Origin of the sequence: Kitasatospora sp. NBC_01266 (genome assembly GCF_036242395.1) — a bacterium.
Classification (GTDB): Bacteria; Actinomycetota; Actinomycetes; order Streptomycetales; family Streptomycetaceae; genus Kitasatospora.
On sequence record NZ_CP108458.1, the window covers coordinates 8,348,751 to 8,373,524 of the forward strand.

Sequence of the window (24,774 nt, forward strand, 5' to 3'; positions counted from 1 at the left end):
CTCGGTGTAGCCGGCCCGCTCCGGACAGCCCGCTCCGATGGCCCGGTGGGGCAGGTCGTCGGCGGCCGGCGCGTTGTCAGGGCCGTCGGCTCAACGGCTCCGGACCGGCTGGGTGAATGATGCTTGGCAGTAACCGCATCCGCTGATCACACCGCAGGGCACGACGATCGCCGCCCCTGCCCGGGTACCGTGCTGTTCGACGGATCACCAGGGGGGCAGATGGCAGTACAGCGGCACAATCCGAACGACCGGCTCGTGGAAGCCGTAACCGCAAAGGACTCCGGCGCGGTGCGGGCATGTCTGGAGGACGGCGCCGATCCGGACACTCCGGGCCCCGAAGGCCTCTCGCTGCTCTGCGCCGCCGTGGCTGGATTCGACCACGAGACCGCCGAGGCTCTGGCGGAGGGCGGCGCCGAAACCGACCGCGCGCTGCCGGACGGCACGACAGCGCTGCTGCGGGCCGTCGATCTTGGCTCCCCGGCACTGGTCGACGCCGTGCTCGGAAAAGACCCTCGAGTGCGGCTCACCGAGGCCGCCCAGAAGCAGCTGCTCGACCTCGCCCGGCACTGGTACGAGACAGGCGAGGCCGAGGAACTGCGCCGCCGCACGGGAGCCTCGGGCCCGGCCGCCCGGCGTCTGATCGAGGACGCCAAGTACACGGAGGTCGAGGAGGTCTCTCTCGGCGGGCTCACCGTCCGGGCAGGCCACAGCGCCGTCCTCACCTCGCTGGAGTGGGCGTTCGGCGTCCTGCCGCCGGTGGCGGAGCTGGTGGCACGCGCGGTCCGGTGCCCGGACGGGACGAACGTCAACTGGTCCGCTGCCAGTTACACCCTCGCCCACCGCCGGAGCCCGCAGGCCTGGTCCGACCTGGCGGCCCTGCGCCACCACCCCGATCCCGTCCACCGCCGCTTCCTCGCCGGCGTCCTGTGGCACCGGGACTTCCTGGCCGGCGTCTTCGAGGACCGCCCGGATACCGCGCAGGATGTCGACTTCCTGGCCGCCTGGGTGCTCGAGGAGCCGGACGGCCAGGTGCTGGCCAAGGTCCTGGACGTCTACGCCGGCAACGACGACCCGGGCCAGGAGGCCGTCGGCCTGCGGTACGCCGACCACCCGGACCCGCGCGTGCGCCGCGAGGTGCCCGGCTGCCTGAGCCGGTACCAGACCCCGCGGAGCGAGGCCGCCGCCACCACCCTGCTCGCCATGGCTCGCGACCCCGACGCCGGGGTTCGGGGCGTCATCGCCCGGACCTTCGCCGCCCCGCGCGATCTCGCCCCCGCGATCCGAGAGGCTCTGCTCACCCTGATCCGCGACCCCGACCCCGGCGTCCGGGCCTGCGCCGCCGAGTCCCTCTCCGGCTCCCACGACCGGACGGCCGCTGTCACGGAGGCCCTCACTGCCCTGCTGGACGAGGAGGACCAACTCCTGCGTCTGGAGGCCGCCTGCGCCCTCGCCCGCCGCGACGACCCGCGCACCGAGGAAGCCTACGAGCGCGTCGGCCGGTTCGGCCCCGGGTTCCAGGACGACCACCGCGTGGACGCCCACTTTCACTACCGCTGGCGCAACCGGCCCGATCGCACCTGACAGTCCGGCTCAACGACTGACATGAAGGGTTCGCCGGCGCGCGTGACTCGCGGACGCGGACGCGCCGTCGGCCGGGGAGTGGAGCAAGGGCCGCGCACGGACCGGTGTACTGCTCAGCGGTTGCGTTCCGCGATGAGCCGCACCCCCAGTGATGACATCTGCCGGCCGAAGCGGTCGTTGGTGAAGCGCTCCATGATCCTCTCGCGGGCGAGAGCGCCTCGCGCCGCAGCCCCCACCGGGTCCTCCAAGGCGCAACGCAGCGTCTTCGCAAGGCTGTCCGGATCGAGGCGCCGACTTCCTGACGCGCCTTCGACCGGCACCGGGTAACCAACCGAGTCGTCCGGTATCAGTTCGCGGAGGGAGTCCACACTGCTGGCCACCACCGGTCGGCCGAAGGCCATCATCTCGGCGCACACGTAGCAGAACGACTCCCAGAGGCTGGGAACGACCGCGACGTCAGCCACCGACATCCATCCAAGGGCCTCCTCGCGCCTGATGTCGCCGAGGAAGGCGATCTGCCCGGTCAGACCGAGGTCGGTTGCCCGTTGCCGCAGAAGTCCCTCCTCGGGACCGACGCCGACCACCGCGAGCTGTACGAGTGCGGGGCCTGAGCCCGGCCGGTGGACGGGTCCCAGGCGGGCCAGTGCCGTCAGCAGCACGTCGAAGCCCTTCACGGGTACCAGCCGGCCGCAGGCCACCAGGAGCGGTGCCGCGGGGGCGGAGGCGCCGCGGAGCGCGGTGAGCCGCTCGAACCGGCCTGAGTCGGCCTCGACAGCGGCGATCTCGGCCGGGTCGACTCCCAGATGAACCACTGACTGAGTGGCGCTGTCCACCCCGTAGCGGCCGGTGATGGCGTCGCGCAGAGCGTGGCTGATGAAGACCGTGTGATCGCTGGTGCGCAGTGCCTTCGCTTCGATGGCGAGCAAGTCCGCGCGATCGGCAGTCGTTCCGGTCGTCACCCGGTGACCGTCACGGTCGTACGGCGTGATCGCCTCGAAGTCCTGGAGCAGGACATTGATCAACGGTACGGAGTGCTCCCGTGCCAGGAGCATGGCCTCCGGATAGCAGAACAGGTCGGGCAGGGCGACCAGGTCCGGCGGGCCCAGCACACTCACGAGCCAGTTGGCGGCCGCGAGGATACGGCGGTGGGTTCGAAGGCTCTGATCCCGCAGGCCCGTCTCTCCGTTGTAGAGGACCCCGGTGCCGGTCCGGAGCACACTCACGTCGTCCACGAGTTCGTGGACATCGTCGGTTCCGGTGTGGCTCGTGACGACAAGGACCTGCCAGCCCTCTGCCGCCAGGCCCTTCGCCAGACTTCTGGCCACCGTACTGGTCCCGCCCACGGTGAGCGGCGGGTACTCGCGGGAGAAGATGAAGACGCGGCGGGTGGGACTCATGGCTGGTTGCCTCCGGCAGGGTCGGCCAAGTCTTGGGCACGTGAGAGATACCGGTCGATCTGTGCGCGGGTGGCCAGGTCGGGGTCCAGGCCACGTCCGACCATGCGGTGCCATTCGACGGTCGCCGCCGCGGCCTCGTCCAGACCGAGGTGGTGGTCCCACGCGAGTTCGGCCGCGGCCCTGCGACCGTCCAGGCGGAGCACCGCCTCCTCGGTGAATCCGGGATCGGGTCGCGTCAGCAGGACGGAGCCGGGCGGCTCGGTCGCCCGCTGTCCGGTGCGTGCCCAGTGGTCGGCGAGAGCGGCGGCGAGTTCCCGAGCGGTGGCACCGTCGCCCGGAGGCGCGAAGTTGAACACGCGGCCGGCGGGCACCCGACCGGCCCTGAGAGCGTCGGCAAGGCGCAGCAGACCTGCCGTGACATCGAGGACGTGCTGCCAGGGGCGCACGCCGGACGCGTTGCGCAGCTGGATCGGAGCACCGGTGGCCAGGGCCGCGATCGTGTCGGGCACCAGTCGGTGCGCGGCGTGGTCGCCGCCCCCGATCACGTTGCCGAATCGTACGGAGGCGGCACGGGGCCCCTGGCCGTCGAAGAGGGCCGTGTACCCCTCGAAGACGATCTCCGCTGCCGCTTTGGAGATGCTGTAGGGACAGCCGCCACCGATCTCGTCGGTCTCCCGGTAGGGCCAGGGCCAGCCGAAGTTGCGGTAGCACTTGTCCGAGGTCACGTGAACGAGAACGCCGGGCCGGGCGTGGCGGGCCGCTTCCAGTACGTTGATGGATCCGCCGATGTTGGTGTCCAGCGTGGTCCGAGGATCCTCCAACCCGGCGCGGACCAGGGGTTGGGCCGCCAGGTGGAAGACGCTGTGATAGGGCGCCCCGCTCATCACCCGGTGAACGGCGTCGTAGTCCCGGATGTCCGCGACGTGGCTCGTGACGCCGTGGCGTGCCAGCCAGCCGTCGCGCGTGCGGGTCGCCGGGTCGGCGTTGAGGGCGATCCCCTCGACCTCGGCTCCGAGCCGACACAGGGTCAGGGCGAGCCAGGAACCGATGAATCCGCTGTGACCTGTGATCAGGACCCGGCGGCCGCGCCAGGATTCGTTCAGCTGGGTGTCGGCCACGGGAAGTCCTCTCGCCTGACGAGGTCCTCGACCTCGGTGAAGTCCTTGTAGGTGTCGACAGGGTGCCAACGGCCTTCGTGGACGACCGCCCGCACCTGGCCGTCGGCTGCCAGCCGGGGCAGGATGACGTCCTCGAGTTCCCCACCTGGTTCGGCCAGTTCCTCGAAGATGGCGGGAGTGCACAGGAAGTAGCCGGCGGAGATCAGTTCGGGGCGCAGGGGCTTCTCCTCGAAGGAGGTGACCATCGAGTCCGGTCCGACGGTCAGCTCGCCGTATCGCGCCCTGACCCGTGTCGCGGCCATCACGACCATGGCGCGGGTGGTCCGCTGCACAGTGAGCAGCCTGCCCAGATCGAAGTCGGAGAGGGTGTCGGCGTACCCCATGAAGAAGGAGCGTTCACCGATGTGGGTTCGGGCGTCCAGCAGGCGCCGGGACTTCTCCGCCAGCGGTCCGCTGTCCACCAGCGTCACTCGGACGGTGCTGGTGAACCGCGTCCAGCCCGGCCCCGACTCCACCGCGTGCGCGGGGACACCGAACTCGGCGAGGACGGCGCGGCGGACCGCGTCCGAGCCGTACCCCACGCAGAGGACGAACTCGCTCAAGCCGAAGGCGCGGTAGTAGTCGATGACGTGTAGCAGGAGGGTGCGTCCGTCCGGCAGGGGCCGCAGCGGTTTGGGGGTGTGGTCGTCGTGGGTGCGCTGGCGCAGGCCGAGGCCTCCGCACAGTAGAAGGACCGGTGGTCGGTCGTCCGTCCTCGTCGCGGGCCCCAGTATGGCCGTCATGAGATCTTTCCGTTCTCGTTGATGCCGGTCCCGCCTATCGCAGGCCGGTGCGGTAGGCCTCCGCCTGGATCCCGTACAGCTGTGCGTAGTGCCCACCCAGCGCGATCAGTTGGTCGTGCGTGCCGAACTCCGTGGCGCGGGCGCCGTTCAGCACCAGGATCAAGTCGGCTGCCCGTACCGTGGAGAAGCGGTGCGACACCAGCAGGGTCACTCCGCCCGTGCCGGACCCGGCTCCGGTGCGGGCGGCCATGGTGTAGCGGTCGAAGAGCGCGTGCTCGGTCTCGGCGTCGACCGCGGAGGTCGGCTCGTCCAGGACGGTGAGCAGCGGCTGGTCGCGCATGAAGCCCCTGGCGAGGGCGACGCGCTGCCACTGGCCGTGCGAGAGGTCCACTCCCTGCGGCCAGCTGACGCCCAGCTGGGTGTGCACTCCTTCGGGCAGCGCCCGCGCGATGTCGCTCGCCGCTGCCTTCTCCAGCGCGGTGTCGACGGCGTCCGGCTGGTCCGCACGCGGGAGGTCGCCTATGCCGACCGAGAGCCGCAGCCGGAACTCGAACGCGAAGAAGTCCTGGAAGGTCCCGGTCACCCGACGGCGCCAGGACACCGGGTCGGTGCGCGCGAGGTCCTGACCGTCCAGGGTGATCCGCCCGGAGGTGGGTGTGTACAGGCCGCACAGCAGTTTGACCAGACTCGACTTCCCGGCGCCGTTCTCACCCACGACGGCGACCACGGCTCCGGCCGGGAGCAGGACGCTGACCTCGTCGAGGATCAGGCGATCCGTCCCCGGGTAGGCGAAACTGACCGCATCGAGCCGGATGCCCTCGGACAGGCGCTCCGGTGCGGACCGGTCGGCTGCCACCAGGCGCTTCGCCGCGTAGTCCTCCAGCCAGGCCAGCTTGCGGGAGCAGTCCAGCCAGATGGTCCGGAAGAAGTGGATCTGCGTGATCGTCTGGCCGATGTAGCCGGAGAGCCGGCTGCCTGCGGCGAGGACGAGCAGCACGGCACCCGTGCGGTCCGCGGAGTGCGCCGCCGTATAGGCCACGGCCGCGATGAACGCCGCTCCGAACAGGGCCTGCGCGCCGGACTGCCAGGCCGCGCTGATCCAGCGGGCGCGGGCGAGCGGCCGGTGCCGCTGCTCCCATGCCCGGTGCCGCAGGCGCCGGACGAGCGGGCCGGTGCGGGCCACCCGCAGTTCCTTGCCCGCCACCGCGGAGGTGGCCAGCAGGAACAGGTGGCGGGCGAGCCGGTCGTGCCGCGCGCCGGCTTCTTCCACCCGCTTCTCCACCGCGGCGCGGCGGCCCGAGACGAGGACCGTCGGCAGCGGGAAGAGCCCGAGCAGCATCAGGAGCGGGTTCACCGAAGCCAGCAGGCCGAGGGTGATCGCCGCCCTGAGGAGGACACCGACGAGGCTGAACAGGTGCCGGTACAGGTCGCTCAGCGCCGAGGCGTGGTCGCGCAGCACGGAGATGCGATCGAGCTGGGCGGGCCGTTCGTGGTGCTCGATCGTGGACACGCCGGCCAGCAGCTCGGCGATGTGCGACTCGACGACGACGGCGGCCCGGTCCGCGAAGCGCTGGTTCACCCGTGTGCTCACCGTCTGCAGCAGCCAGTTTCCCGCTGCCATCGCCGCGAGGAGCCCCGAACTGGCCGCGAGCCCGGCGCCGCTCCCGGTGATCACCGCGGTGGCGAAGGCGGCGAGTCCCCAGGCGAACATCGCGTCCGGCACGGCGCTGAGCGCCTCGGCGCAGAAGGCCGCGGCGATCATCGCCGGGCTGGAGCGCCAGCCCATGCGCAGGGAGCGTCCCAGGGATCGCCATGCTCCGGGCAGCGGATCGAGTTCGTCGGTGGTCATGGCCGGGCCTCCTCTGCGCGGTCGTCCTGGGCGGACCCGGCCGACCGGGTCGCCGGCACCAGGTCGTCCTCCGGCTCGGCATCCGTCGCCGGCACCAGGTCGTCCTCCGGCTCGGCACCCGTCGCCGGCGACTCGTCGAACCGGGAGGCCTGGAGGGTGTAGAGGTCGTGGTACCGGCCGCGCGCGGCCATCAGCTCGGCGTGGGTGCCGAGTTCGATGATCCGCCCCTGTTCGAGCACGCAGATCCGGTCGGCCTGGCGCACGGTGGAGAACCTGTGCGAGATCAGCAGGGTCGTCACGCCGCGCGTGGCGCGCAGGAGGCGCCCGAAGATCTCGGCCTCGGCGCGTACGTCGAGTTGTGCGGTGGGCTCGTCCAGGATCACCAGACCCGCCCCGGACCGCACCGCGGCCAGCGCCCGGGCGATGGCCACGCGCTGCCACTGGCCGCCCGACAGGTCGGTACCACCCTCGTACTCGCGTGCGAGAACGGTGTCGAGCGGCGCGAGTCCGAGCCCGCCGGCCTCCCGCAGGGCAGCCTCGATGACTTCGTCGCTCGCTCCGTTCGGAGCGACGTTGTCCCGCAGCGGCAGGTGGTAGCGGAGGAAGTCCTGGAACACGGCCGCGACCTGCCCGCGCCAGGCCTCGAGGTCGAACTCGCGCAGATCGGTGCCGTCCACTTCGATGGCCCCGCCGGTGGGGTCGTGGAGTCGGCAGAGCAGCTTCGCCAGCGTGGTCTTGCCCGCCCCGTTGACGCCGACGACCGCGAGTGAGGTCCCTGCCTCGATGGTCAGGTCGACCCCGTCGAGGACCGGGCTCGCGCTGCCCGGATAGCGGAACTCGAGCCCGCGCAGCCGGATTCGAGAGGCGGGAAGACCGTCCGCCCGCTGCGTGCCCGACGGCAGTCGACCGGCCTCTGCCATGGATTCCCGCAGCTCCAGGGCGGTGGCTACCGACTCGGCGGTGGGCGGCAGGGCCCAGTTGATCCCACCGAAGGCCACTGCGGAGACTCCGAGGGCGGCCTGGGCGAACATCGCCGCCCGGCCGACGGACAGCTCGCCGGCGGCCGCCTGCTGGGCCAGCGACCAGAACAGCAGTCCGTTGGCGGCCACGAGGACGAGCACCGCCCAGCGCAGCGGTCTGCGCCGCAGCCGGGTCGCCTGCCACCGCAGTTCGCCGAGCTTGCGGCGCTCCGCGGTGAACCGGGCCACGGTCCACTCGCTCAGCCCGAAGATCCGCAGTTCCTTGGCGGCCGGCGCGGCCACCGCGAGGCGGTAGGAGTAGTCCGCGTCGCGTTGCGCCGCGAGCACCTGAGCCTCACTCCGGTCCCAGGAACTGCTCTCCCGCAGCAACCAGTGCGTCGACAGCCATGCGCCGGCCAGCAGCGGGGCGGCCCACCAGCTGTAGTCGAGCAGGACCGCCGACTGCGCCAGCCCGGCGGCCGCCTCGACCAGGCCGCCGGAGATCAACCCGATCGCGATGATCATCGGCGGCCCGGACATCCCTTGGTCGAAGTCCTTGGCGAGCGCGAGGCGTTCGGCGAGTTCCCGGGACTCCAGGTGGGCGAGGGCGGGTGGTTCGGTCGAGGCACCCGCCAGGACGTCCTGCAGGCGATCGGACATTCGTTCGCCGAGGCTGCTGCTCACCTGGGCGTGCACCGGAGCGAGTAGTTGGATGAGCACGAACGCGACGCCGACCGCCACCAGCGGGTCGAGGTACGCCCGGTCGGCGTTGAGCGCCCCGATCAGCCCGCCGGTCAGGACCGTGAGGATCGCCGGCAGCATGCCGCGGCTCGCGATCAGGCACCACCAGGCGATGCCCAGGCGGAAGTCGGTCCGGGTGAGGAAGGCGAAGAGGACGAGTTCCTGCCGACGACGGATCGCGGCGATCACCGCTGCCTCGCGGTGAAAGGGGTACACATGCGGGTCGTCGGTCCTGTCTGGGGAGAAGACGGTCGGGACGGGTGCCGGGCAGCGCGGGGGCCGCCCGAGCGGGTGCGGTGCTTCACCTGGTGGTCGTGGACTGGGGCTCGCCCGGGCCCGGAGGGTCGCCCAGCCGCAGGCAGGCGGCGGTGAAGACCTCGCCCACGACCATCGCGGGGCGGCCGCCGATGAACACCCGGTAGACGCGCAGGGCGCCGGTCACCGCCTGATCCGGTCCGCGGGGCGCCGCCGCCTCCTTGGCGCCGTCCAGCGGGTCGGGGGCCTCGCCTGCGAACAGCGCGCGACTGAACAGGAGTTCGCGGAAGGTCTCGACCCGCCATCGGCGCAGGACCCGGCCGATCGGCTCGGCGGTCGTGGTGAGGTCCCGGTGGACCGGTCCGGGCAACGTCTCAGCCGCGAGCACGGACCGTGCGCGCACCAGGGTCGTGCCGGAGCTGGCGCCGACCAGCAGCGTGGACCGGTTCAGGACGGAGCCGGAGCCGATGCCGTCCGCCAGGGCCGCCAGGGCCCCGGCGGGCGCGGGACCGCCGTGGTGCAGGGCGGCGAGGCGGATCGCCTCGCCGGCCAGTTCCTCCAGCAGCGTGGTGACGGTTCCGTCGCTGGTCACGAGCATCCGGCCGAACGGGCTCAGCCGGCCAGGGGGCAGGTGTCCCGCCGGCGTTCCGGCGGCTCTCACCGGGAGTCCCGTACCGGCCGTGCGCGCAGCGCCTTTCCGGTGGCCGACCGCGGGATGTGGTCAACCGGTTCGAAGGCGCGCGGCATCTGATGGGGAGCCAGCTCGGCGCGGCACCACTCGATGAGTTCACCCGCCACGGCACCGGGTCGCAGCACGACCCGGGCGACCGGCACTTCGCCACGCACCTCATCGGCCAGGGCGCAGACGGACACGTCGAGGACACCCGGGTGTTGGGAGATCACCCGTTCCACCTCACCCGGAGAGACCTTCTCACCGGCGACGTTGATGACGGCGGCCGACCGGCCGAGCAGTGTCAGCCGACCCGGTGAGACGCCTGACCACTGGGCCAGATCGCCCGTGCGGTACCAGCCGTCAGGGTCGGAGACGGGCAGCAGCCGGTTGCGCGTCCCAGGCCCGAAGCGCCCCAGGGCGAGTGAGGAGGTCCGCACCTGGAGCTCCCCGCCGTCGAGCCGGACCCGCACACCGGGCAGCGGCTCCCCGATGTCACCGGGTTCCTGGCCGCGGTCGACACGGGAGAGGGTCATCGCTCCCGCTTCGGAGGAGCCGTAGCAGTTGTAGAGCGGCAACTCCAGGGCGTTCCCCGGGCGTTGTTGGACGACCGGTGGCAGTGCCGCCCCGGCCGAGACCGCGGCGTTCAACCGGGCCAGGTCCTGGACGGTCGCCCCTTGCCGGCCCGTCCCCTGCGCCAGCAGGCCGTAGTGGGCCGGCAGCGCGATCAGGGTCCGGGCGTCAAGTGCTCGAACCGCCGCGGCGTACGTCGAGGGCAGGCACCTGCTCGGCAGCAGCCGTACGGGGGCACCCGCCACGAGTGGTGCGATGAGGCCGTAGTTGAAACCGTAGGCGTGGAACACGGGCGCGGCGCAGACCACCGGCGCTCCGGGCTCGTAGCCGAGGAAGTCCGCGACCCGCCGCGCGTCCGCGAGCACGGCGGCGCGGGACCGGACGACCGCCATCGGCGTTCCGGTCGAACCGGAGGTGAAGAAGACCTGCGCGTCGGGCGGTAGTTCAGTCGCCGGCTCCAGGCCGTCGGCGGCGGCGGCGCGGACGAGGCCGAGGAACGGTGACTCCTGAGTACCGGGCCGGGCCGGCCGTTCGGTTCCGGCCGGCCCGGCCCCGTCGCGCACGGCCGGCCCGGACGGACCCGCCGCGGTCGCCGGGTCCCGGTGCAGCAGTGGGATTCCGGCCCGGTCCGCGGCGAGCGTGAGCAGAGCCGTGGCCACCGGATCGTCGGACTCGACGACGACGGCGCTGCCCGAGTAACGACGTGCCAGTGCCTCCGACAGCTCCGTCGCCGTGAGCAGCAGTTCGTCCCGGCTCCAGGAACGGTCGCCGGCGATCAGCGCGGGATCGGTGGAGCTGCCGGCGGCCGCGGCGACCGCGGCGAAGATTCCCGGCGAGTTCATGACGACTCCTGGAGTGCGGTTTCGGCTGGGCGACGGACCGGGCCGGTCAGCCGCGCGCGACGATGTAGTCGGCGATCTTCGCGGGCGTGCTGAAGCTCTCCACCGTGAGCTCCTCGTCCGGAATGGTGAGGGAGAACTCCCCCTCGATCCAGACCAGGAGTTCCAGGACACCGAGCGAGTCGAACTCGGCATAGTCGCGCAGGTCCGTATCGGCCTCCGGAGAGCTGCCGCGTAGCGCGGGAATCACCTCCTGGAGGCGCAGCGAGATCGCATCGAGGACTTCCTGACGTTCTGCCATTCTCTTTGACTACCTGTCTCGTTGGGGGTGGGTGGGAGGGAGGTGGCCGAGCCGGGGTTCGTGTTCAGATCGCCGGGGTGAACGACCGCTCGGCGCTGCGCACGGCTGACAGCAGCGCGCGGTACGAGGCGGCGGCGGGCCCTTCCGGCAGCAGGTCCTTCCAGGGCTTCGCCGGGCTCGCGAAGTGCAGCACCGCGGACGTCTCCTCCAACCGGACGAGGTCCTGCAAGGGCATCAGGTCCTGCGTGGTGTACCGGACCCAGGGCGTGCGGACCAGTGCCGACAGCGGAAAGGCGTTCCAGTGCGGCTCCAACCGCTTCCACCGGTCTTGTGCGGCCCAGTTGAGTGCGTCCTGGTCCCAGAGCCGGATGTGCTCCGGATGGGCCGCGATGAACTCGATCGCCCGGGCGAAGAGCCGCTCCTCGCGGCAGGCGGCCGGGTCGATCAGCAGCACGCCGGAATTGAAGTACTCCTGCTCGGGAGGGATCCCGAGCTTGGACCAGCCGGGCAGGGCTCGCCCCCGTCCGACGACCGGGTTGAGCGGATCCCGTACGGCTCCCAGCGGCCGGCCGTCGAGTTCGGTGCCGAACAGTGCGCTGAGGTCCCCGCGGATGACGAGGTCCGCGTCGAGATACAGGACCCGCTCGCGGTCGAGGTACATCTCGGGTATGACCAGCCGCAGGTAATTGGCATGAGCCCCGCCGAACGCGGTCGGATAGCGGATCGGCTCCAGGTGCACGGGGCGCAACCTCACTCGCAGGCCGAGGAGTTCCGCGTGCCACCGTAAACGCTCGATCGTCAGCGGTGAGAGCTCCTCGTAGAGCAGGTCGATCTGCAGCCGGTCGGTCAGTTCGGCATTCGACGCACGGAGCGAGTGCCACGCCACGGTCAGCGGAAGGCTGTAGGACTCGTCGATGGCGAAGACGATTTGAGTCGGTTCTCCATCGTTCGAAGGCATTGGCTTGGGCACAGGCGCTTTCCCCCGGATTCAATGCAAAGGACGGTTCCGCAGCGAACGTCGCCGGGTCTCGCTCCACCGGCTCCCGTCACCCGGCTGCTGCCGCAACGACGGTTCCACCCACGTCATCTGACTGTTCGTCTCGTCATGTGAGCGGTCACGTGAACCTTCACGGAACTATGATCCAGCCGCCAGTAGCTGTCAATAGCCGCATGCGGAGCATGTATAGCCCGATGCTGTCGTCGAGATCCGAACTGATTGACAGTGCAGCGCGCCTCGGGTCATAGTGCCGTGAACGATCACGTGACCGTTCACGTGACGATCATGCGCTCGCTCCAGCAGCCGCTCCGCCTGGCCGGCGCAGACTCCGGGATCCGCCGGAGTCGTACCGAGGCCCTTTCGCTGCGGACCGGCAACCGGGCCGCGCCGCAGTGCGCCGCGCGGCGGACCCGCTCACCACCTTGCCTCGCCGCAGGAACCGGTCGCGTTCCGAGCAAGTCACGAGAATCGAGGGAGTCATGACACGGCCTCACACGGCGCGGGCTGCCCGGCTGCTCCCCGCGCCCCGTCCCGACTCGCCGGCGCGAGCAACGGGCCGGCCCGCCGGCCGGCTCGCCGAGATCGTCGCCCGGGTCCGCCATGTGCCCGACCGCTACCGCGAGTTCCGGCAGGACGGGCACCGGGCAACCCGTGAACACGGCATCATCCCTGCCCTGCTGGGGGAACTCGGCGATGTCGGGCTGCCTTCCCTGGTCCGTGACGGCGTCAGGTACTTCGACCAGATCGATCTGGCCAACGTCGCCCTGGCGTTGCGCCTGCCCAACGCGCGCACCCTGGCGATGCGCGGCTGGGCGAACTCGCTGCGCGCCACGTCCGGCGCGGCCGCCGGCTCGTTCGAGGTCGAGGTGCGGGCGCACTGTCCGCAGCCCGGACACCCCGGTGAGTGCGAGTACACGCGCAGCGAGGCCCTGCGCTCCCTCGCCGGGTACACGCCGGCCGCCGCCTCCGACACCGGGCAGCTGCGCCACCGGGTTGCGCGGCCCATGACCGAGGGGCGGCTGCCCGACGCGCTCGCGAGCCTGTTCCGGCCGCTGCGTTTCCACCTGCTCCCGGAGCCGCTGCGCGCCGATCTCGGATTCCTGGCCGAGACCAATCTCGCCGACTGCGACCTCGCCGCCCTGTACCTGACGCGCGAGGCCGGCCGACTCGGCCTCGCGGCCCGCTACAGCTACGGGTTCTTCCTCGCCGCGCCGTACTCCATCATCCACACGTGGACGGAGGTGCTCGACGGTGGGGAATGGCACGCATTCGACCCGCACCTCCTCAACCTCCTCGGCGACTGGTCGCTGCTCGACCCCGAGGAGTGGCCGCCGCACCGGTCCATCGGGAGCTGCACGGCGCGCGTCAGCGACCACGACGTCTGGCTGACGACACATCACGGGGCCTGCGCTCCGCTGTCGCTCGCCACTCGCCGGGTCGAGGAGGACGCCAGATGAGCAGCCGATCGGAGCTGCCGGACGGGCGGATCACGGGCACGCCGGTCCGGATCGTCCTCGTCGGCGCCGGCGCGATGGGGCAGGCCTGGGCCCGAGCGCTGCACAAGCACCCCCGTTGCCGGCTCGCGGCGATCGTGGACAGCGATCCGCGTCGGGCGCGGGGGCTGGCGCTGCGCCTGCGCCTGCCGGAACTGCCCGTCAGCGCGACGCTGGAGTCGCTACCGGGACCGGCGGCGGACGCCTGCGTCAATGCCACTCCTCCGCAGGTCCACCGGTCGGTGATCACTGAGGCCCTCACCAGCGGCCTGTCGGTACTGACCGAGAAGCCCTTCGCCATGGATCTCGACCAGGCGGCCGAGCTGACCGGGACAGCCGCGCGCCACGGCCGGTTGTTGATGGTCAGTCAGTCTCGGAGCCTCCAGCCGGGGGCGGACGCCTTCCGAACGGCCGTCGGCCGGCTGGGCGGTCTGCACAGGCTGGAGGCACGCTTCAGTCGCGGCTACCCCGCGGAAGGGTTCCGTTCGGAGTTGGACCAGCCGCTGCTGCGCGACATGGCGGTGCACGCCTTCGACACGGCCCGGATGCTGACCGGAAGCGATGCGGACTCCGTCTACTGCGACGCTCCCGCGCGCCCCCGCTCGGGATACCGCGGTCCGGCCGAAGCGATCGCGCTGTTCACCATGCTGGACGGTTCGCGCTTCCTCTACCAAGGCAGTTGGTGCGCTCCGGCGATGCCCACCGCCTGGAGCGGTCGCTGGCGGGCGACGGGTCCGCACGGCACCGCGACGTGGACGGGGGCGGGGACGGTCCGGTTGGCGCTCGTGAGCGGTGCGGGGGTGTCGTCCCGGGAGGCGGGAGCGGACCACGAGCCCGCCTCGGACGAGGACGGGAGGATCGTGGCCCAGGTCGATGACCAGGGGTTCGACCGGGACCCGGTGCGCCAGGTGGCAGCGCCGCTCGAGGAGTTCCTCGACGCCCTGGCCACCGGAGCACCGGGCTGGGGCAGCGCCCGGAACAACCTCGCGACGATGGCGATGCTCGATGCCGCGATCGCGTCCGCGCGTTGCGGCGCTCCGGTCGCGGTCGTGCCGGGCGCGGCGCGGATTCCCGCCGGACGGGGCGACTGATGCGCCTGGCTCTGGTCCAGGCCCCCGCCGCGCCAGGTGATCCGCAGGAGAACCTCAGGCGCGGGCTGGCGCTGTGCGAGGACGCCAAAGCCGACGGTGCCGACCTCGTGGTCTTTCCCGAACTGTGGCAGACCGGGTACGCCCCCTGCCCGACCGACGCGGCGGGGGAGCAGCGGTGGCGCGACCTGGCCACCTCGGTCCACGCCCCCTGGCTGGGAGCCTTCCGGGAGGCCGCGCGGAGCTTGGGCCTCGCCGTCGTCACGACCTACATGGAGGCGCACGGCACGGGCCTGAGCAACGCGGCGGCCGTCATCGACGCGGCCGGACGGGTCGTGGACGTCTACCGGAAGGTCCACGTCTGCGACTTCTTGTGGGAGCGGGTCTTCACACCCGGGCGCAGGTTCGCCGCCGCGACCGTGGAGACGGTCGCCGGTCCCCTCAGGATCGGCGTCATCATCTGCTTCGACCGCGAGCAGCCGGAGGCCTGCCGGGCGCTCGCGCTGGACGGAGCGGAACTCATCGTCTGCCCGAACGCCTCCCTGCTGTGCGACGACCGGATCGGACAGGTCAGGGCTCGGGCGTTCGAGAACTCGGTGGCGGTCGCGGTGGCCAACTACCCGCTGCCGAGGATGAACGGGCGCTCCTGCCTGTTCGACGGGCGGGCCGTGCACCAAAACCGACCGCGCGACCACACGATCGCGCTCGCCGACGGCCGCAGCCGGCTCGTCCTCGCGGATCTGGACCTCACGGCACTGCGTGAGTACCGCACCGGTTCGATCTGGGGCGCGGCGCACCGGCGGCCGGCGGCCTATGCCTCTTTGACCCAGGGAGTGGCCCGATGACCCGGTCAGCTGCGATCCGGCCCTTCCGCTTCGGCGTGCTCGCCGGCGGTGCCGCCGACGTCGCGCAGTGGGAGGCGCTGAGCCGGCGGTGTGAGGAGTACGGATACAGCTCGTTCCTCGTCCCCGACCACCTGAACCGCGAGTGGGGCCCACTCGTCGCCCTGGCCCTCGCGGCGCGGGCGACCCGGTCGATCGCACTGGGCCCGCTCATGCTCGGCGCCGCCCTGCGGCAACCATCGGTGCTCTACAAGGAGTTGGCCACGCTCGACCTCGTGGCTCCCGGGCGCCTGGAGATCGGAGTGGGCGCGGGATGGCTGGCGTCGGACTTCAGCCGCGCCGGCGTCGAGATGGAGCCCGGTGCCGCCAGGATCCGCCAAGCCGTGGAGGCGGTGACGGTCCTGCGCCGGCTCTGGAACGAAGGAAGCGCCACCTTCCTGGGGAGCTCCCACCGGGTCCTCGACGCGGTCGGCGAGCCCCGGCCGAGCGCGGCCCGCTGGACGATGGGTGGCGGTGGACCCCGGATGTTGCGCGCGGCCGCCGAACAGGCCGACATCGTCTCCTTCTCCGCCCAGCTCTCCTCCGGCACCAAGGACAACCGGTTCGGTCCTTCCGCGCGGGCGGCCGAGTTCGACAGGCGGGTGCGCTGGGTGAGGGAGGCCGGGCCGGCCGCGGACCCGCCGGAGTTCCAGTGCCTGCTCTTCGCCGCCGCCATCTGCGCTTCCAGTACGCGCTACGCCGAGCGGGTCCTCACCCACATGTTCGGCCTCCCGCCCGCGGAGGCACTGGACTCCCCGCTGGCACTGGCGGGCAGTGTGGCCGAGGTCTGCGAGCGCCTCGAGGAGCGGCGGCAGCGGTACGGGATCTCCTACTGGGTGCTCCCCGGTGCCCAGGCGGACGCGTTCGCACCGGTGGTCGAGCGACTGGCCGGCAAGTGACCCATGCCCGACGAACACGATCAGGAGGAACGTTGCGCGTCCTAGGACTGGGCGGATCACACCACGACTTCTGCGCCGCCTTGGTGGCGGACGGTCAGGTCGTGTCGGCCATCGAGGAGGAGCGGCTCACCCGGGTGAAGATCGCTTACGGACTCGGGCCGCGCCTGCAGCAGTGCCTCGCGGCGGAGTACGTGCTGAACGCGGCGGGAGTCACCGCGGACGAGGTCGACCTCGTGATCGCCAACGACTTCGTCAATCCCGTCTACACCCTTCGACTGCGGGACCGGGTGCGGTGGATGGGGCACCACCTCGCCCACGCGGCGAGCACCTTCTACACCTCGCCCTTCGAGCGGGCCGCCGTGCTGGTCATGGACGGCCGCGGATCGACCGTGGTCGAGCAGGGCCGGCTGCACGGTGAGACGGTGACCTGCTACCAGGCCGGGCCCGGCGGCCTCGAGGTGCTGCGCGCGCAGCACGGCCGCGTCACCCTGACGGACCGGCGGTCCGAGGACCCTTACGAGGACTCGGTGGGCTGGATGTACGAGGCGGTGTCCAAGGCCATCGGCCTGTTCACCACCGGAGGCATGGGAGCGCCGGGCAAGACCATGGGGCTGGCCGCCTACGGGACGCCGCGCTACGTCGCGCGACTGGGGGAGTTCTTCCGGCTCTCCGCCGGAGAGTTCCGTCAGTCCACCGCCCAGCAGATCGCCATGCGCTCCTTCATCGACCGGGAGCTCGCCGAGGCCGGTGACGCGGTCGAGGGCCAGGCCCGGCGGGCCGACCTCGCCTACGCGGTCCAGCACCACACCGAGCGGATAGTGATCGAGTTCGCTCGCTGGCTGCACCGGCGCACCGGTCTGACCGACCTGTGCCTGGCGGGCGGGGTGGCCCTCAACAGCGTGGCGAACTACAAGCTCCTGTCGGAGACGGGGTTCGAACGGGTACACGTGGTCCCGGCCGCGGGCGACGGCGGGACGGCGATCGGCTCGGCCCTGTACGGGTACCACGAACTGGGCGGGCACCCGTGGAAGCCGGCACCGCAACCGTTCTCCCCCTACCTCGGCCGCGCGTACGGGGCGGACCGGATCGAGGCGGCGCTTGCCGCCGAGTCCGGCCGGCTGCGCGTCCTGCGTCCGGACGACCCGTACTCCCTGGTGGCCCGCGAGCTCGCCGGTGGAGCGATCGTCGGCTGGTTCCAGGGCCGGTCGGAGGCGGGCCCGCGGGCCCTGGGGAACCGCAGCATCCTCGCGGACGCCCGGGATCCGGGGATGAAGGACCGCATCAACGCCAGGGTCAAGCACCGCGAGCCGTTCCGACCGTTCGCCCCGATCGTTCTGGAGTCCCGCCAGGCCGAGTACTTCACCACCACCGTGCCGGCCCCCTACATGCTCATGGTCCCGGACGTGCGGAAAGAGATGCGTGCGGTCATCCCGGCCGTCACCCACGAGGACGGCTCGGCCCGGCTCCAGACGGTGCTGCGGGCGCTCAACCCCCGCCTGGACGCCCTGCTGGCCGCCTTCGACGCCCTCACCGGCGTTCCCGTGCTGCTCAACACCTCGTTCAACGACAACGAGGAGCCGATCGTCGAGACACCCGAGGACGCCGTGCGCTGCTTCCTCAAGACCCAGATCGACGTCCTGGTGCTCGGTGACCTCGTCGCCTACAAGACCGCGGTCTCGTGACCGGCGAGTCGGCGGCGATCGACGCGCTGTGCGCGCTGGTCGGACCGACGGACCGGCAGGCCGGCCGGCTCGGGGCGCTGCGGCTGCGGACCCTGGCGCGTCCGCACGGAGCGCTCGGCCGACTCGACGACCTGGTGCCCAGGATCGCGATGATCCGCAGCGATCCCGACCCCGGGCCGCTGCCCGCGCTCGTCAGCGTGCTGGCGGCCGACCACGGGCTGGCCCGGCGCGCGGTCTCGGCACTGCCGCAGCCTGCCGGGGGGCGGGTGCTCGCCCTCGTGCAATCGGGCCGGGCGCCGCTGAACCTGATCGCCGACCGGGTGCCCGCGCGAGTCGTCAGTGCGGACTTCGGTCTCGTCGAGCCGGTCGGCGAAGCGGAGTTCCGGATGGGAGCGGGTACCGAGGACATCTGCCTGCGTGACGCGATGACGCGTGCCGACGCCGAACGCGCGGTGCTGAGCGGTGCCCGGTTCCTCCGGAGCCGGTTGGGGGAGGAGACGATGGTCGCCGTCGGTGAGATCGGCGTCGGGAACACGACCGCGGCCGCCGCGCTGACGGGCAGGCTGCTGGAGCTTCCGGTGGCCGCGGTGGTGGGAGCCGGGTCGGGCGTGGACCCGGCCGCAGTGGCACGCAAGCACGCGTTGGTCGAACGAGCACTGATCCGCACCGCGGGCCTTCCCGGGACGGACACCCTGGCGCAGCTCGCCGCCCTCGGCGGCTACGAGATCGCCGGGAACGTCGGAGTGATCCTCGCCGCCGCCGCGGCGCGCCGGGTGGTCGTCCTCGACGGATTCATCACCGCGGTCGCCGCCCTCATCGCGGTCCGGCTCTGTCCGCCGGTCGGCCACTACCTGGTGGCCGCCCACCGTTCGGCGGAGCCGGGCCACCGCCCGCTGCTCCAGGCGCTCGGGCTGGACCCGCTGCTGGACCTGGGCCTGCGCCTGGGCGTGGCGAGCGGTGCCGCCCTCGCCCTGGGTCTGGTCAACACCACGCTGGAACTCGCCCATCGGACGCCGCGGGCCCGTGATGTGGGTCTCGCCCTGCCTGCGGAGGACGGATGAACCACGCGGCCGCCGGGCCGGCGCGACCGCGAGGAGTCGTCTTCGACCTCGACGGAACGCTCCTGGACACGTGGCGGATTCACGAACACTGCCTGCGCGAGGCCGTGCGCGACCTCAGCGGGTCGCAGGTGGGCAAGGTGCGGCTCTGGCGCGCCCAGCGGCCGACCGATCTCGCCACCCTGGGCGAGCTCGTCGGGGCCGAGCACGCCCAGGAGGCGCTGCTGGCCTACCGCGCGGCGCTCGCTCGGGAACTCACGGTCCGTCTGCCACCACCGGTCCGCGGGGTCGAAGCAGCGCTGGCGGGGCTGCGAAGCCGCGGGGTCCCGGTCGGCATCTGCACCGGACGGTCGCGTGAGGACGCGCAGACCCTGCTGACGGCCGCGCGACTCGACGTGCCGCTGATCGTCGCCCGCCAGGACGCGCCGCCCAAGCCCTCCCCGGTGGCCCTGCTGCTCGCACTCCAACACCTCTCCCTGGCGCGGCAGGACGCTCTGTTCGTCGGCGACAGCGAGTGGGACCGGTCGCAGGGGAGTGCCGCGGGCGTTCGCACCCTGATCGTCGGGCGGGCCGGCCTGCCCGCCGAACTCGCCGCCGCGCGCTGGCCCCTCGGCACCGGCCCGGCCGCTGCCGCCGATGACCCGAGCGGAAACCCCATCCCTTAGTGAGAGTCAGACATGGACACCAGTAAAGGGCCCGGCCAGGAAGGTCGGCCGGGCGCCCGAGGTCCGGCCGACGCCGCCGCGGGCGAAGGCTCCATCACTGTCATCGACCTGGCGGACGCGCACGACGCCGTGGGCCGGGTCCGGCTGGCCGCCCGGATCCGGGCCGTCTGCGAGGACCTCGGCGCCTTCCTCGTCGTGGGGCACGGCATTCCCGACCAGGTGGTGCGCGGGGTCCAGGACGCGGCCGCCGCGCTCTTCGGCGGACCCGAACGATTCGCCGCCGGGCTCGCCGTCGACCCCGAAGACCCCCTGCTGCGCGGTCTGATCGCCGGGAGCATCGAGCCGCTGCTGGCCTTCACCGTGAACAGCCTCGGCGAGCCGGGAATGGACGCCCGCTTGCCCGAGGATGTCGCGGCGGCGTTGACCACACCGAACAAATGGCCCCGGATCGCGGGGTTCACCGAGGCGTTCGGGGCCTACTGGGCCGCGATGAGGCGGCTCGCCGATCAGCTGATGGAGCTGTTCGCCCTCTCGCTCGACGTTCCCGAGGGCTGGTTCCGGCCCAGCTTCACGCCTGACATGTCGAGTCTGACCGCGAACTTCTACCCGGCCACGGCGCCGGCCGAGTCCGGCGGCTCCACTGCCGACCTCCTCAAGATCGCCCACCGGGACTGGAGTTCGCTGACCGTCCTGCACCGGGATCAGGGGGCCGCCGGGCTGCAGGTGCTGCACCGCGACGGAGCCTGGCACGAGGTCCCCGTGGTCCCGGGATCGTTCGTGATCAACGTCGGTGACCTCATGACGCACTGGACGAGCGGACGTTGGCACAGCGCCGTGCACCGGGTGGTCGGGCCACCGGTGGGCCGCCCACCCCGTGACCGCCTCTCCATCGCCTACTTCCACCAGCCGGGTCCGGCCGCGGTCGTCACCCCGGTCGTGGGACCTGCCGGCCCCGGAACCGGGGCCGCGTACCGCCGGATCCGTGTCGATGAGTACTTCGCTGCCAAGCGCCGCCATGCGCGTGCCGTCGAGCGGCTCATCACCTCGTCCGCCAGGGGGCGGACATGAGTGGAGAGCTGGTCCTGGTCACCGGCGGTGCCGGTTTCATCGGCAGTCACCTGGTCGAGGCGCTGCTCCGCGATCGCCCCCGAGCGCTCGTGGTGTCAGTCGACTCGTACCTCACCGGGCGGAAGGAGAACCACATCGACGATCCCCGGGTGTGCTACCTGACCGGGGAGACCCTGGAGCTCGGTCGCCTGTGGTCCGAGAACAGCCTGCCCTCTCCTCGTACGGTCTTCCACCTGGGTGAGTACTCCCGCGTCGAAAGCTCCTTCAACGAACTCGATCGGGTATGGCAGTCCAACCTCCACGGCACGAAGGAGGTCGTCGCTTTCTGCCGCCGGCACGGGGCCCGGTTGGTCTACGCCGGGTCGAGCACGAGATTCGGCCAACCGCCCCATGACGAGCACTCGAGCCCCTACTCGTGGATGAAGGCGAAGAATGTCGAATACATTCGCAACACCGCCCACTGGTACGGGCTCGACTACGTCATCACGTATTTCTACAATGTCTACGGGCCGCGGCAGATCCGTCAGGGACCGTATGCAACGGTCATCGGAGTCTTCGAGGAGCAGCGGCGTCGGGGAACCGCCCTGACCGTTGTCGAACCCGGTTCCCAGCTGCGCGACTTCACCCACGTCGACGACATCGTCTCCGGGCTGCTGGTGTGTGCCGCCCACGGAGCGGGGGACGGCTACCTGCTCGGTCGCGGCGAGGAGCACCGGATCGTCGATGTCGCCCGCATGTTCGGCGGCCCGGTGCACATGGTTCCGGCCCGCCGTGGCGACCGGTTCCGCAGCGCGTCCGATTTCTCGAAGGTCCGCGATCTGGGCTGGGTGCCGAAGATCCGCCTGCAGGACTACATCGCTGGGCTCGACCACTCGGATCCCCGTCCGGGGCCGAGCGCGGGAACAGAGCTGGACGAAGGAGCGCGTGAATGAGCATCACCGACAGCACCGAAGTGACGGCTACCTGCCCGGTGCGATTTCCTGCCGCGAGGGAGAACCCCTTCGCCCCGCCCGGCGCCTACCGTCCCCAGGGACACGACGGCGGGCCGATCGAGATCGATCTGGCCTACGGCGGCCGGGCCTGGCTGGTCACCCGGCACGCCGACGTGCGGGCGCTGTTCAGCGACAGCCGGTTGAGTTCGGACGCCACCGTCGAGGGCTATCCGCAGATTCCGCTCTCCTACCGCCGGCAACGTCCCGGTGTCTTCCTGTCCATGGACCCGCCGGACCACGAGCGCGTCCGGAACCTGCTGAGCCGGGAGTTCAGCGCCGCCGCGGTGGCCGCCCGCCGTCCGGCCATCGAGGAACTCGTGGACCGGCTGCTCGACCGGCTCACCACGGGCGGGCGCCGTTCGGGCGACCTGGTCAAGGACTTCGCCGACCTGCTGCCGTGCTACGTGTCCGGTTACCTCTACGGAGTCACCGGCGACTACGAGGACTTCGTCCGGCAGTGCATCAACGCCCGGGCCACCCACGACGGATCGATGGCCAAGCGCCTGGTCGCGGGCGAACGGATGCGGCGCTTCCTCGGTGAGCTGCTGGACGCGAAGGAACGGGAGCCCGGCGACGACCTGCTCTCCCGGCTGCTCGCCAACGCGCGTGCGGCCGGCCTCGGACGGGACGACGTCGTCGGCGCGGCCACCCTGCTGCTCGCCGCCAGCCTCGACGCCACCGCGGCCGTCACGTCCATGACCGTCCTGGCGATCCTGCGGGATCCGGACCTGACGGAACGGATGCGGGCGGATCCGCGCCGCTGGGCCTCCCAGGCGGTCGAAGAGGGGCTGCGGTACTGGACCGTGATCCAGCACGGCCCGGTGCGTTCCGCCACGGAGGACATCGAACTGGCCGGTCGGAGGATCCGCAAGGGCGAGTTCGTCATCCTCCACCTGCACTCGGCGAACTGGGATCCGGCGGTCTTCCAGCACCCCGAGGAGTTCGACATCGACCGCGTCCACAACCCGCACCTGGCCTTCGGACACGGCATCCACCGCTGCCTGGGCGGCGGTCTCGGCACCCTGGAGGCGACCATCGCCCTGGAGCGGATCTTCACCGGACTGCCGAACCTTCGGCTCGACATCGCCGAGGACGATCTCGCGTACCGCCATGAGGACCTCGTCTACGGCGTGCGCAGCCTTCCGGTCGCATGGTGACCCGACCCGGCAGGCCGGTCCCTCCCGGTGCCGCACCGGGGCGGGGCGGGCCTGAACAGGTGGCGGAAACCGTGCCCGGACCGCTGCCGCGAACACCGCCGAAGGCCGCGCTCACCTACCAGGACCTGCCACGGCTGATGTCCGTGATGACGGGCGACGAGAAGCACGGAGCGAGCGCCACCTCGACGCTCGACGTCCTCTGGGTGCTGTACGACAAGGTCCTGCGGGTGTCCCCGGAGCAGCCGGACGCCGCGGACCGCGACCGCTTCCTGCTGTCCAAGGGCCACGGTCCGATGGCCTACTACTCCGTCCTCGCGGCCAAGGGCTTCGTTCCGCTGGACGAGCTCGCCACCTTCGGCCGCGCTGGATCGACGCTCGGCCACCACCCGGACCGGACCCTGGTCGCCGGCGTCGAGATGTCGAGCGGCTCGCTCGGCCACGGACTGCCACTGGCCACCGGAACGGCCTTGGGGCTGCGGGCGCAGGGGCGCACAGAGCCGAGGGTCTTCTGCCTCATCGGGGACGGCGAACTGGACGAGGGCAGCAACCACGAGGCGATCGCCTTCGCCGGTACGCAGAAACTCGAATCCCTCACCGCCATCGTGATCGACAACAAGTCGGCGACCCATGGCTGGCAGGGAGGCATCGCCGACCGGTTCAGCCGCGAGGGGTGGTCCGCCGTGACCGTGGACGGCCGCGATCACGGCCGGATCGAGCAGGCCCTGACCATGCGGCACACCGGCCGCCCGCACGCCGTGATCGCCACGACAGAGACCGGGAGGTGACGCAGACCGTGCGCAGACAATTCGCGCTCGCTGCCACCCGTCTGCTCGACGAGGACCCCGACACGGCCGTCGTCCTCGCGGACATCAGTGCCGTGAGGTTCGCGGTGGCCTGGGCCCGCCACCCCAAGCGGGTCATCAACGTGGGCATCCGCGAGCAGCTGATGATGGGTGTAGCCGGAGGGCTGGCACTCACCGGGATGCGGCCGATCGTGCACACCTACGCGCCCTTCCTGGTATCGCGTCCGTTCGAGCAGATCAAGCTGGACTTCGGCCACCAGGACGTCGGGGCGGTGCTGGTGAGCATCGGCGCCTCCTACGACCTGGCCAGCTGCGGCCGCACCCACCACGGTCCCGAGGACGTGGCGCTCATCGACACCCAGGGCGACTGGGAAGTCCACGTACCCGGCCACCGGGACGAGGTCGAACCGCTGCTCCGCGCCGCGGTGCGCGGCGGCGGCCGTGCCTACATCCGCCTCTCGGAGCGGGCCAACGGCACAGCACACGCGCCGGAGCCCGGTCGGTTCCGGGTGCTGCGCCGAGGCCGCCTGGGAACCGTCCTGGCGGTCGGCCCCATGCTGGAAGCGAGCCTGGAAGCCACTCGCGCGATGGACGTCAACCTGTTGTACGCGACGACGGTCAGGCCGTTCGACGCGGCGACGCTGCTGTCGACCCTCGCAGCACCGGCCGTGGCACTGGTCGAGCCCTACCTCGCCGGCACCTCGGCGCGGTTGGTCAGCGAAGCGCTGACGGACGTGCCGCACCGGCTGCTCAGCCTGGGTGTCGGCCGTGCGGAGGTGCGTGCCTACGGAACGGTGGAGGACCACGACCGGATCCACGGGCTGGACGCACGGAGTCTGCGGCAGCGCTTCGACACCTTCTTCGGCCGCTGAGCGGGGGTGAAGAATGAGCAGACAGCACGGAGTCGCACGACGGGGGCCGATGAC

General features: G+C 71.6%; 22 protein-coding genes. 13 read left to right on the plus strand and 9 right to left on the minus strand.

Annotated elements, in window-relative coordinates; all coding sequences use genetic code 11:
• Positions 1-288: 288 nt before the first annotated feature.
• Positions 289-1,581 (plus strand): HEAT repeat domain-containing protein, encoded by a 1,293-nt coding sequence (locus tag OG403_RS35790; protein ID WP_329571894.1) that lies wholly within the window; start codon positions 289-291, stop codon positions 1,579-1,581.
• 113 nt (positions 1,582-1,694) lie between these two features.
• On the opposite strand, the gene OG403_RS35795 is transcribed toward OG403_RS35790, so the two are convergent.
• From OG403_RS35795 to OG403_RS35835, 9 genes are all read right to left on the minus strand, one after another.
• Positions 1,695-2,978 carry a glycosyltransferase family 4 protein gene (locus tag OG403_RS35795; protein ID WP_329571896.1) on the minus strand — a complete coding sequence of 428 codons (1,284 nt, stop codon included), beginning with the start codon at positions 2,976-2,978 and terminating at the stop codon, positions 1,695-1,697.
• A complete protein-coding gene (rfbG, locus tag OG403_RS35800; protein WP_329571898.1) occupies positions 2,975-4,096 on the minus strand; it encodes a CDP-glucose 4,6-dehydratase in 1,122 nt (373 codons plus the stop codon). The genes OG403_RS35795 and rfbG overlap by 4 nt, the downstream gene beginning before the upstream one ends.
• Entirely contained in the window at positions 4,078-4,878 is an 801-nt protein-coding gene (locus OG403_RS35805) for a nucleotidyltransferase family protein (RefSeq protein ID WP_329571900.1), read from the minus strand. The genes rfbG and OG403_RS35805 overlap by 19 nt, the downstream gene beginning before the upstream one ends.
• Before the next feature lie 34 nt (positions 4,879-4,912).
• On the minus strand, positions 4,913-6,727 hold the full coding sequence (locus OG403_RS35810) for an ABC transporter ATP-binding protein (protein ID WP_329571902.1): 1,815 nt from the start codon (positions 6,725-6,727) through the stop codon (positions 4,913-4,915).
• Positions 6,724-8,643 (minus strand): ABC transporter ATP-binding protein, encoded by a 1,920-nt coding sequence (locus OG403_RS35815; protein ID WP_329571903.1) that lies wholly within the window; start codon positions 8,641-8,643, stop codon positions 6,724-6,726. Before OG403_RS35815 ends, OG403_RS35810 begins: the two co-directional genes overlap by 4 nt.
• An 85-nt stretch (positions 8,644-8,728) precedes the next feature.
• Positions 8,729-9,274, minus strand: a complete 546-nt coding sequence (locus tag OG403_RS35820; protein WP_329571905.1) for a chorismate--pyruvate lyase family protein — start codon at positions 9,272-9,274, stop codon at positions 8,729-8,731.
• A gap of 65 nt (positions 9,275-9,339) precedes the next feature.
• Complete coding sequence (locus tag OG403_RS35825; RefSeq protein ID WP_329571907.1) at positions 9,340-10,767, minus strand: class I adenylate-forming enzyme family protein; 1,428 nt, start codon at positions 10,765-10,767, stop codon at positions 9,340-9,342.
• A 46-nt stretch (positions 10,768-10,813) separates the two neighbouring features.
• Complete coding sequence (locus OG403_RS35830) at positions 10,814-11,065, minus strand: acyl carrier protein (RefSeq protein ID WP_329571909.1); 252 nt, start codon at positions 11,063-11,065, stop codon at positions 10,814-10,816.
• 64 nt (positions 11,066-11,129) lie between these two features.
• Positions 11,130-12,023 carry a glycosyltransferase family 8 protein gene (locus tag OG403_RS35835; protein ID WP_329571911.1) on the minus strand — a complete coding sequence of 298 codons (894 nt, stop codon included), beginning with the start codon at positions 12,021-12,023 and terminating at the stop codon, positions 11,130-11,132.
• A gap of 518 nt (positions 12,024-12,541) precedes the next feature.
• On the opposite strand from OG403_RS35835, the gene OG403_RS35840 reads away from it, so the two are divergent.
• The 12 genes from OG403_RS35840 (at position 12,542) to OG403_RS35895 (ending at position 24,720) form a co-directional block, all read left to right on the plus strand.
• Positions 12,542-13,519 (plus strand): transglutaminase domain-containing protein, encoded by a 978-nt coding sequence (locus tag OG403_RS35840; protein ID WP_329571913.1) that lies wholly within the window; start codon positions 12,542-12,544, stop codon positions 13,517-13,519.
• The gene (locus OG403_RS35845; RefSeq protein ID WP_329571915.1) at positions 13,516-14,646 is read left to right on the plus strand and encodes a Gfo/Idh/MocA family protein; all 1,131 of its coding nucleotides are present in this window, start codon (positions 13,516-13,518) and stop codon (positions 14,644-14,646) included. Before OG403_RS35840 ends, OG403_RS35845 begins: the two co-directional genes overlap by 4 nt.
• Positions 14,646-15,488, plus strand: coding sequence for a carbon-nitrogen hydrolase family protein (locus OG403_RS35850; RefSeq protein ID WP_329571917.1), 843 nt, complete (start codon positions 14,646-14,648; stop codon positions 15,486-15,488). Before OG403_RS35845 ends, OG403_RS35850 begins: the two co-directional genes overlap by 1 nt.
• A complete protein-coding gene (locus OG403_RS35855; RefSeq protein ID WP_329571919.1) occupies positions 15,485-16,423 on the plus strand; it encodes a TIGR03621 family F420-dependent LLM class oxidoreductase in 939 nt (312 codons plus the stop codon). Before OG403_RS35850 ends, OG403_RS35855 begins: the two co-directional genes overlap by 4 nt.
• A 32-nt stretch (positions 16,424-16,455) precedes the next feature.
• On the plus strand, positions 16,456-18,105 hold the full coding sequence (locus OG403_RS35860; RefSeq protein ID WP_329571921.1) for a carbamoyltransferase family protein: 1,650 nt from the start codon (positions 16,456-16,458) through the stop codon (positions 18,103-18,105).
• Entirely contained in the window at positions 18,102-19,166 is a 1,065-nt protein-coding gene (locus tag OG403_RS35865) for a nicotinate-nucleotide--dimethylbenzimidazole phosphoribosyltransferase (protein WP_329571923.1), read from the plus strand. The genes OG403_RS35860 and OG403_RS35865 overlap by 4 nt, the downstream gene beginning before the upstream one ends.
• Positions 19,163-19,828 (plus strand): HAD family hydrolase, encoded by a 666-nt coding sequence (locus tag OG403_RS35870; protein WP_329571925.1) that lies wholly within the window; start codon positions 19,163-19,165, stop codon positions 19,826-19,828. The genes OG403_RS35865 and OG403_RS35870 overlap by 4 nt, the downstream gene beginning before the upstream one ends.
• A gap of 12 nt (positions 19,829-19,840) precedes the next feature.
• Positions 19,841-20,896, plus strand: a complete 1,056-nt coding sequence (locus tag OG403_RS35875; protein ID WP_329571927.1) for an isopenicillin N synthase family dioxygenase — start codon at positions 19,841-19,843, stop codon at positions 20,894-20,896.
• A complete protein-coding gene (locus OG403_RS35880; protein WP_329571929.1) occupies positions 20,893-21,828 on the plus strand; it encodes an NAD-dependent epimerase/dehydratase family protein in 936 nt (311 codons plus the stop codon). The genes OG403_RS35875 and OG403_RS35880 overlap by 4 nt, the downstream gene beginning before the upstream one ends.
• Positions 21,825-23,045: a cytochrome P450 gene (locus OG403_RS35885; protein WP_329571931.1), complete on the plus strand. Its 1,221-nt coding sequence runs from the start codon at positions 21,825-21,827 to the stop codon at positions 23,043-23,045. Before OG403_RS35880 ends, OG403_RS35885 begins: the two co-directional genes overlap by 4 nt.
• A 137-nt stretch (positions 23,046-23,182) precedes the next feature.
• Positions 23,183-23,830, plus strand: coding sequence for a thiamine pyrophosphate-dependent enzyme (locus OG403_RS35890; RefSeq protein ID WP_329572719.1), 648 nt, complete (start codon positions 23,183-23,185; stop codon positions 23,828-23,830).
• On the plus strand, positions 23,827-24,720 hold the full coding sequence (locus tag OG403_RS35895; RefSeq protein ID WP_329571933.1) for a transketolase family protein: 894 nt from the start codon (positions 23,827-23,829) through the stop codon (positions 24,718-24,720). Before OG403_RS35890 ends, OG403_RS35895 begins: the two co-directional genes overlap by 4 nt.
• The last annotated feature ends 54 nt before the right edge of the window (positions 24,721-24,774 follow it).

Excerpts from the sequence above, each read along its gene's own strand:
- OG403_RS35805 (WP_329571900.1), bottom strand. The coding sequence starts at position 4,878 with ATGACGGCCATACTGGGGCCCGCGACGAGGACGGACGACCGACCACCG.
- OG403_RS35890 (WP_329572719.1), top strand. The coding sequence starts at position 23,183 with ATGTCCGTGATGACGGGCGACGAGAAGCACGGAGCGAGCGCCACCTCG.
- OG403_RS35855 (WP_329571919.1), top strand. The coding sequence starts at position 15,485 with ATGACCCGGTCAGCTGCGATCCGGCCCTTCCGCTTCGGCGTGCTCGCC.
- OG403_RS35845 (WP_329571915.1), top strand. The coding sequence starts at position 13,516 with ATGAGCAGCCGATCGGAGCTGCCGGACGGGCGGATCACGGGCACGCCG.
- OG403_RS35870 (WP_329571925.1), top strand. The coding sequence starts at position 19,163 with ATGAACCACGCGGCCGCCGGGCCGGCGCGACCGCGAGGAGTCGTCTTC.
- OG403_RS35795 (WP_329571896.1), bottom strand. The coding sequence starts at position 2,978 with ATGAGTCCCACCCGCCGCGTCTTCATCTTCTCCCGCGAGTACCCGCCG.
- OG403_RS35825 (WP_329571907.1), bottom strand. The coding sequence starts at position 10,767 with ATGAACTCGCCGGGAATCTTCGCCGCGGTCGCCGCGGCCGCCGGCAGC.
- OG403_RS35885 (WP_329571931.1), top strand. The coding sequence starts at position 21,825 with ATGAGCATCACCGACAGCACCGAAGTGACGGCTACCTGCCCGGTGCGA.
- OG403_RS35880 (WP_329571929.1), top strand. The coding sequence starts at position 20,893 with ATGAGTGGAGAGCTGGTCCTGGTCACCGGCGGTGCCGGTTTCATCGGC.
- OG403_RS35810 (WP_329571902.1), bottom strand. The coding sequence starts at position 6,727 with ATGACCACCGACGAACTCGATCCGCTGCCCGGAGCATGGCGATCCCTG.
- OG403_RS35875 (WP_329571927.1), top strand. The coding sequence starts at position 19,841 with ATGGACACCAGTAAAGGGCCCGGCCAGGAAGGTCGGCCGGGCGCCCGA.
- OG403_RS35830 (WP_329571909.1), bottom strand. The coding sequence starts at position 11,065 with ATGGCAGAACGTCAGGAAGTCCTCGATGCGATCTCGCTGCGCCTCCAG.
- OG403_RS35835 (WP_329571911.1), bottom strand. The coding sequence starts at position 12,023 with ATGCCTTCGAACGATGGAGAACCGACTCAAATCGTCTTCGCCATCGAC.
- OG403_RS35840 (WP_329571913.1), top strand. The coding sequence starts at position 12,542 with ATGACACGGCCTCACACGGCGCGGGCTGCCCGGCTGCTCCCCGCGCCC.
- OG403_RS35850 (WP_329571917.1), top strand. The coding sequence starts at position 14,646 with ATGCGCCTGGCTCTGGTCCAGGCCCCCGCCGCGCCAGGTGATCCGCAG.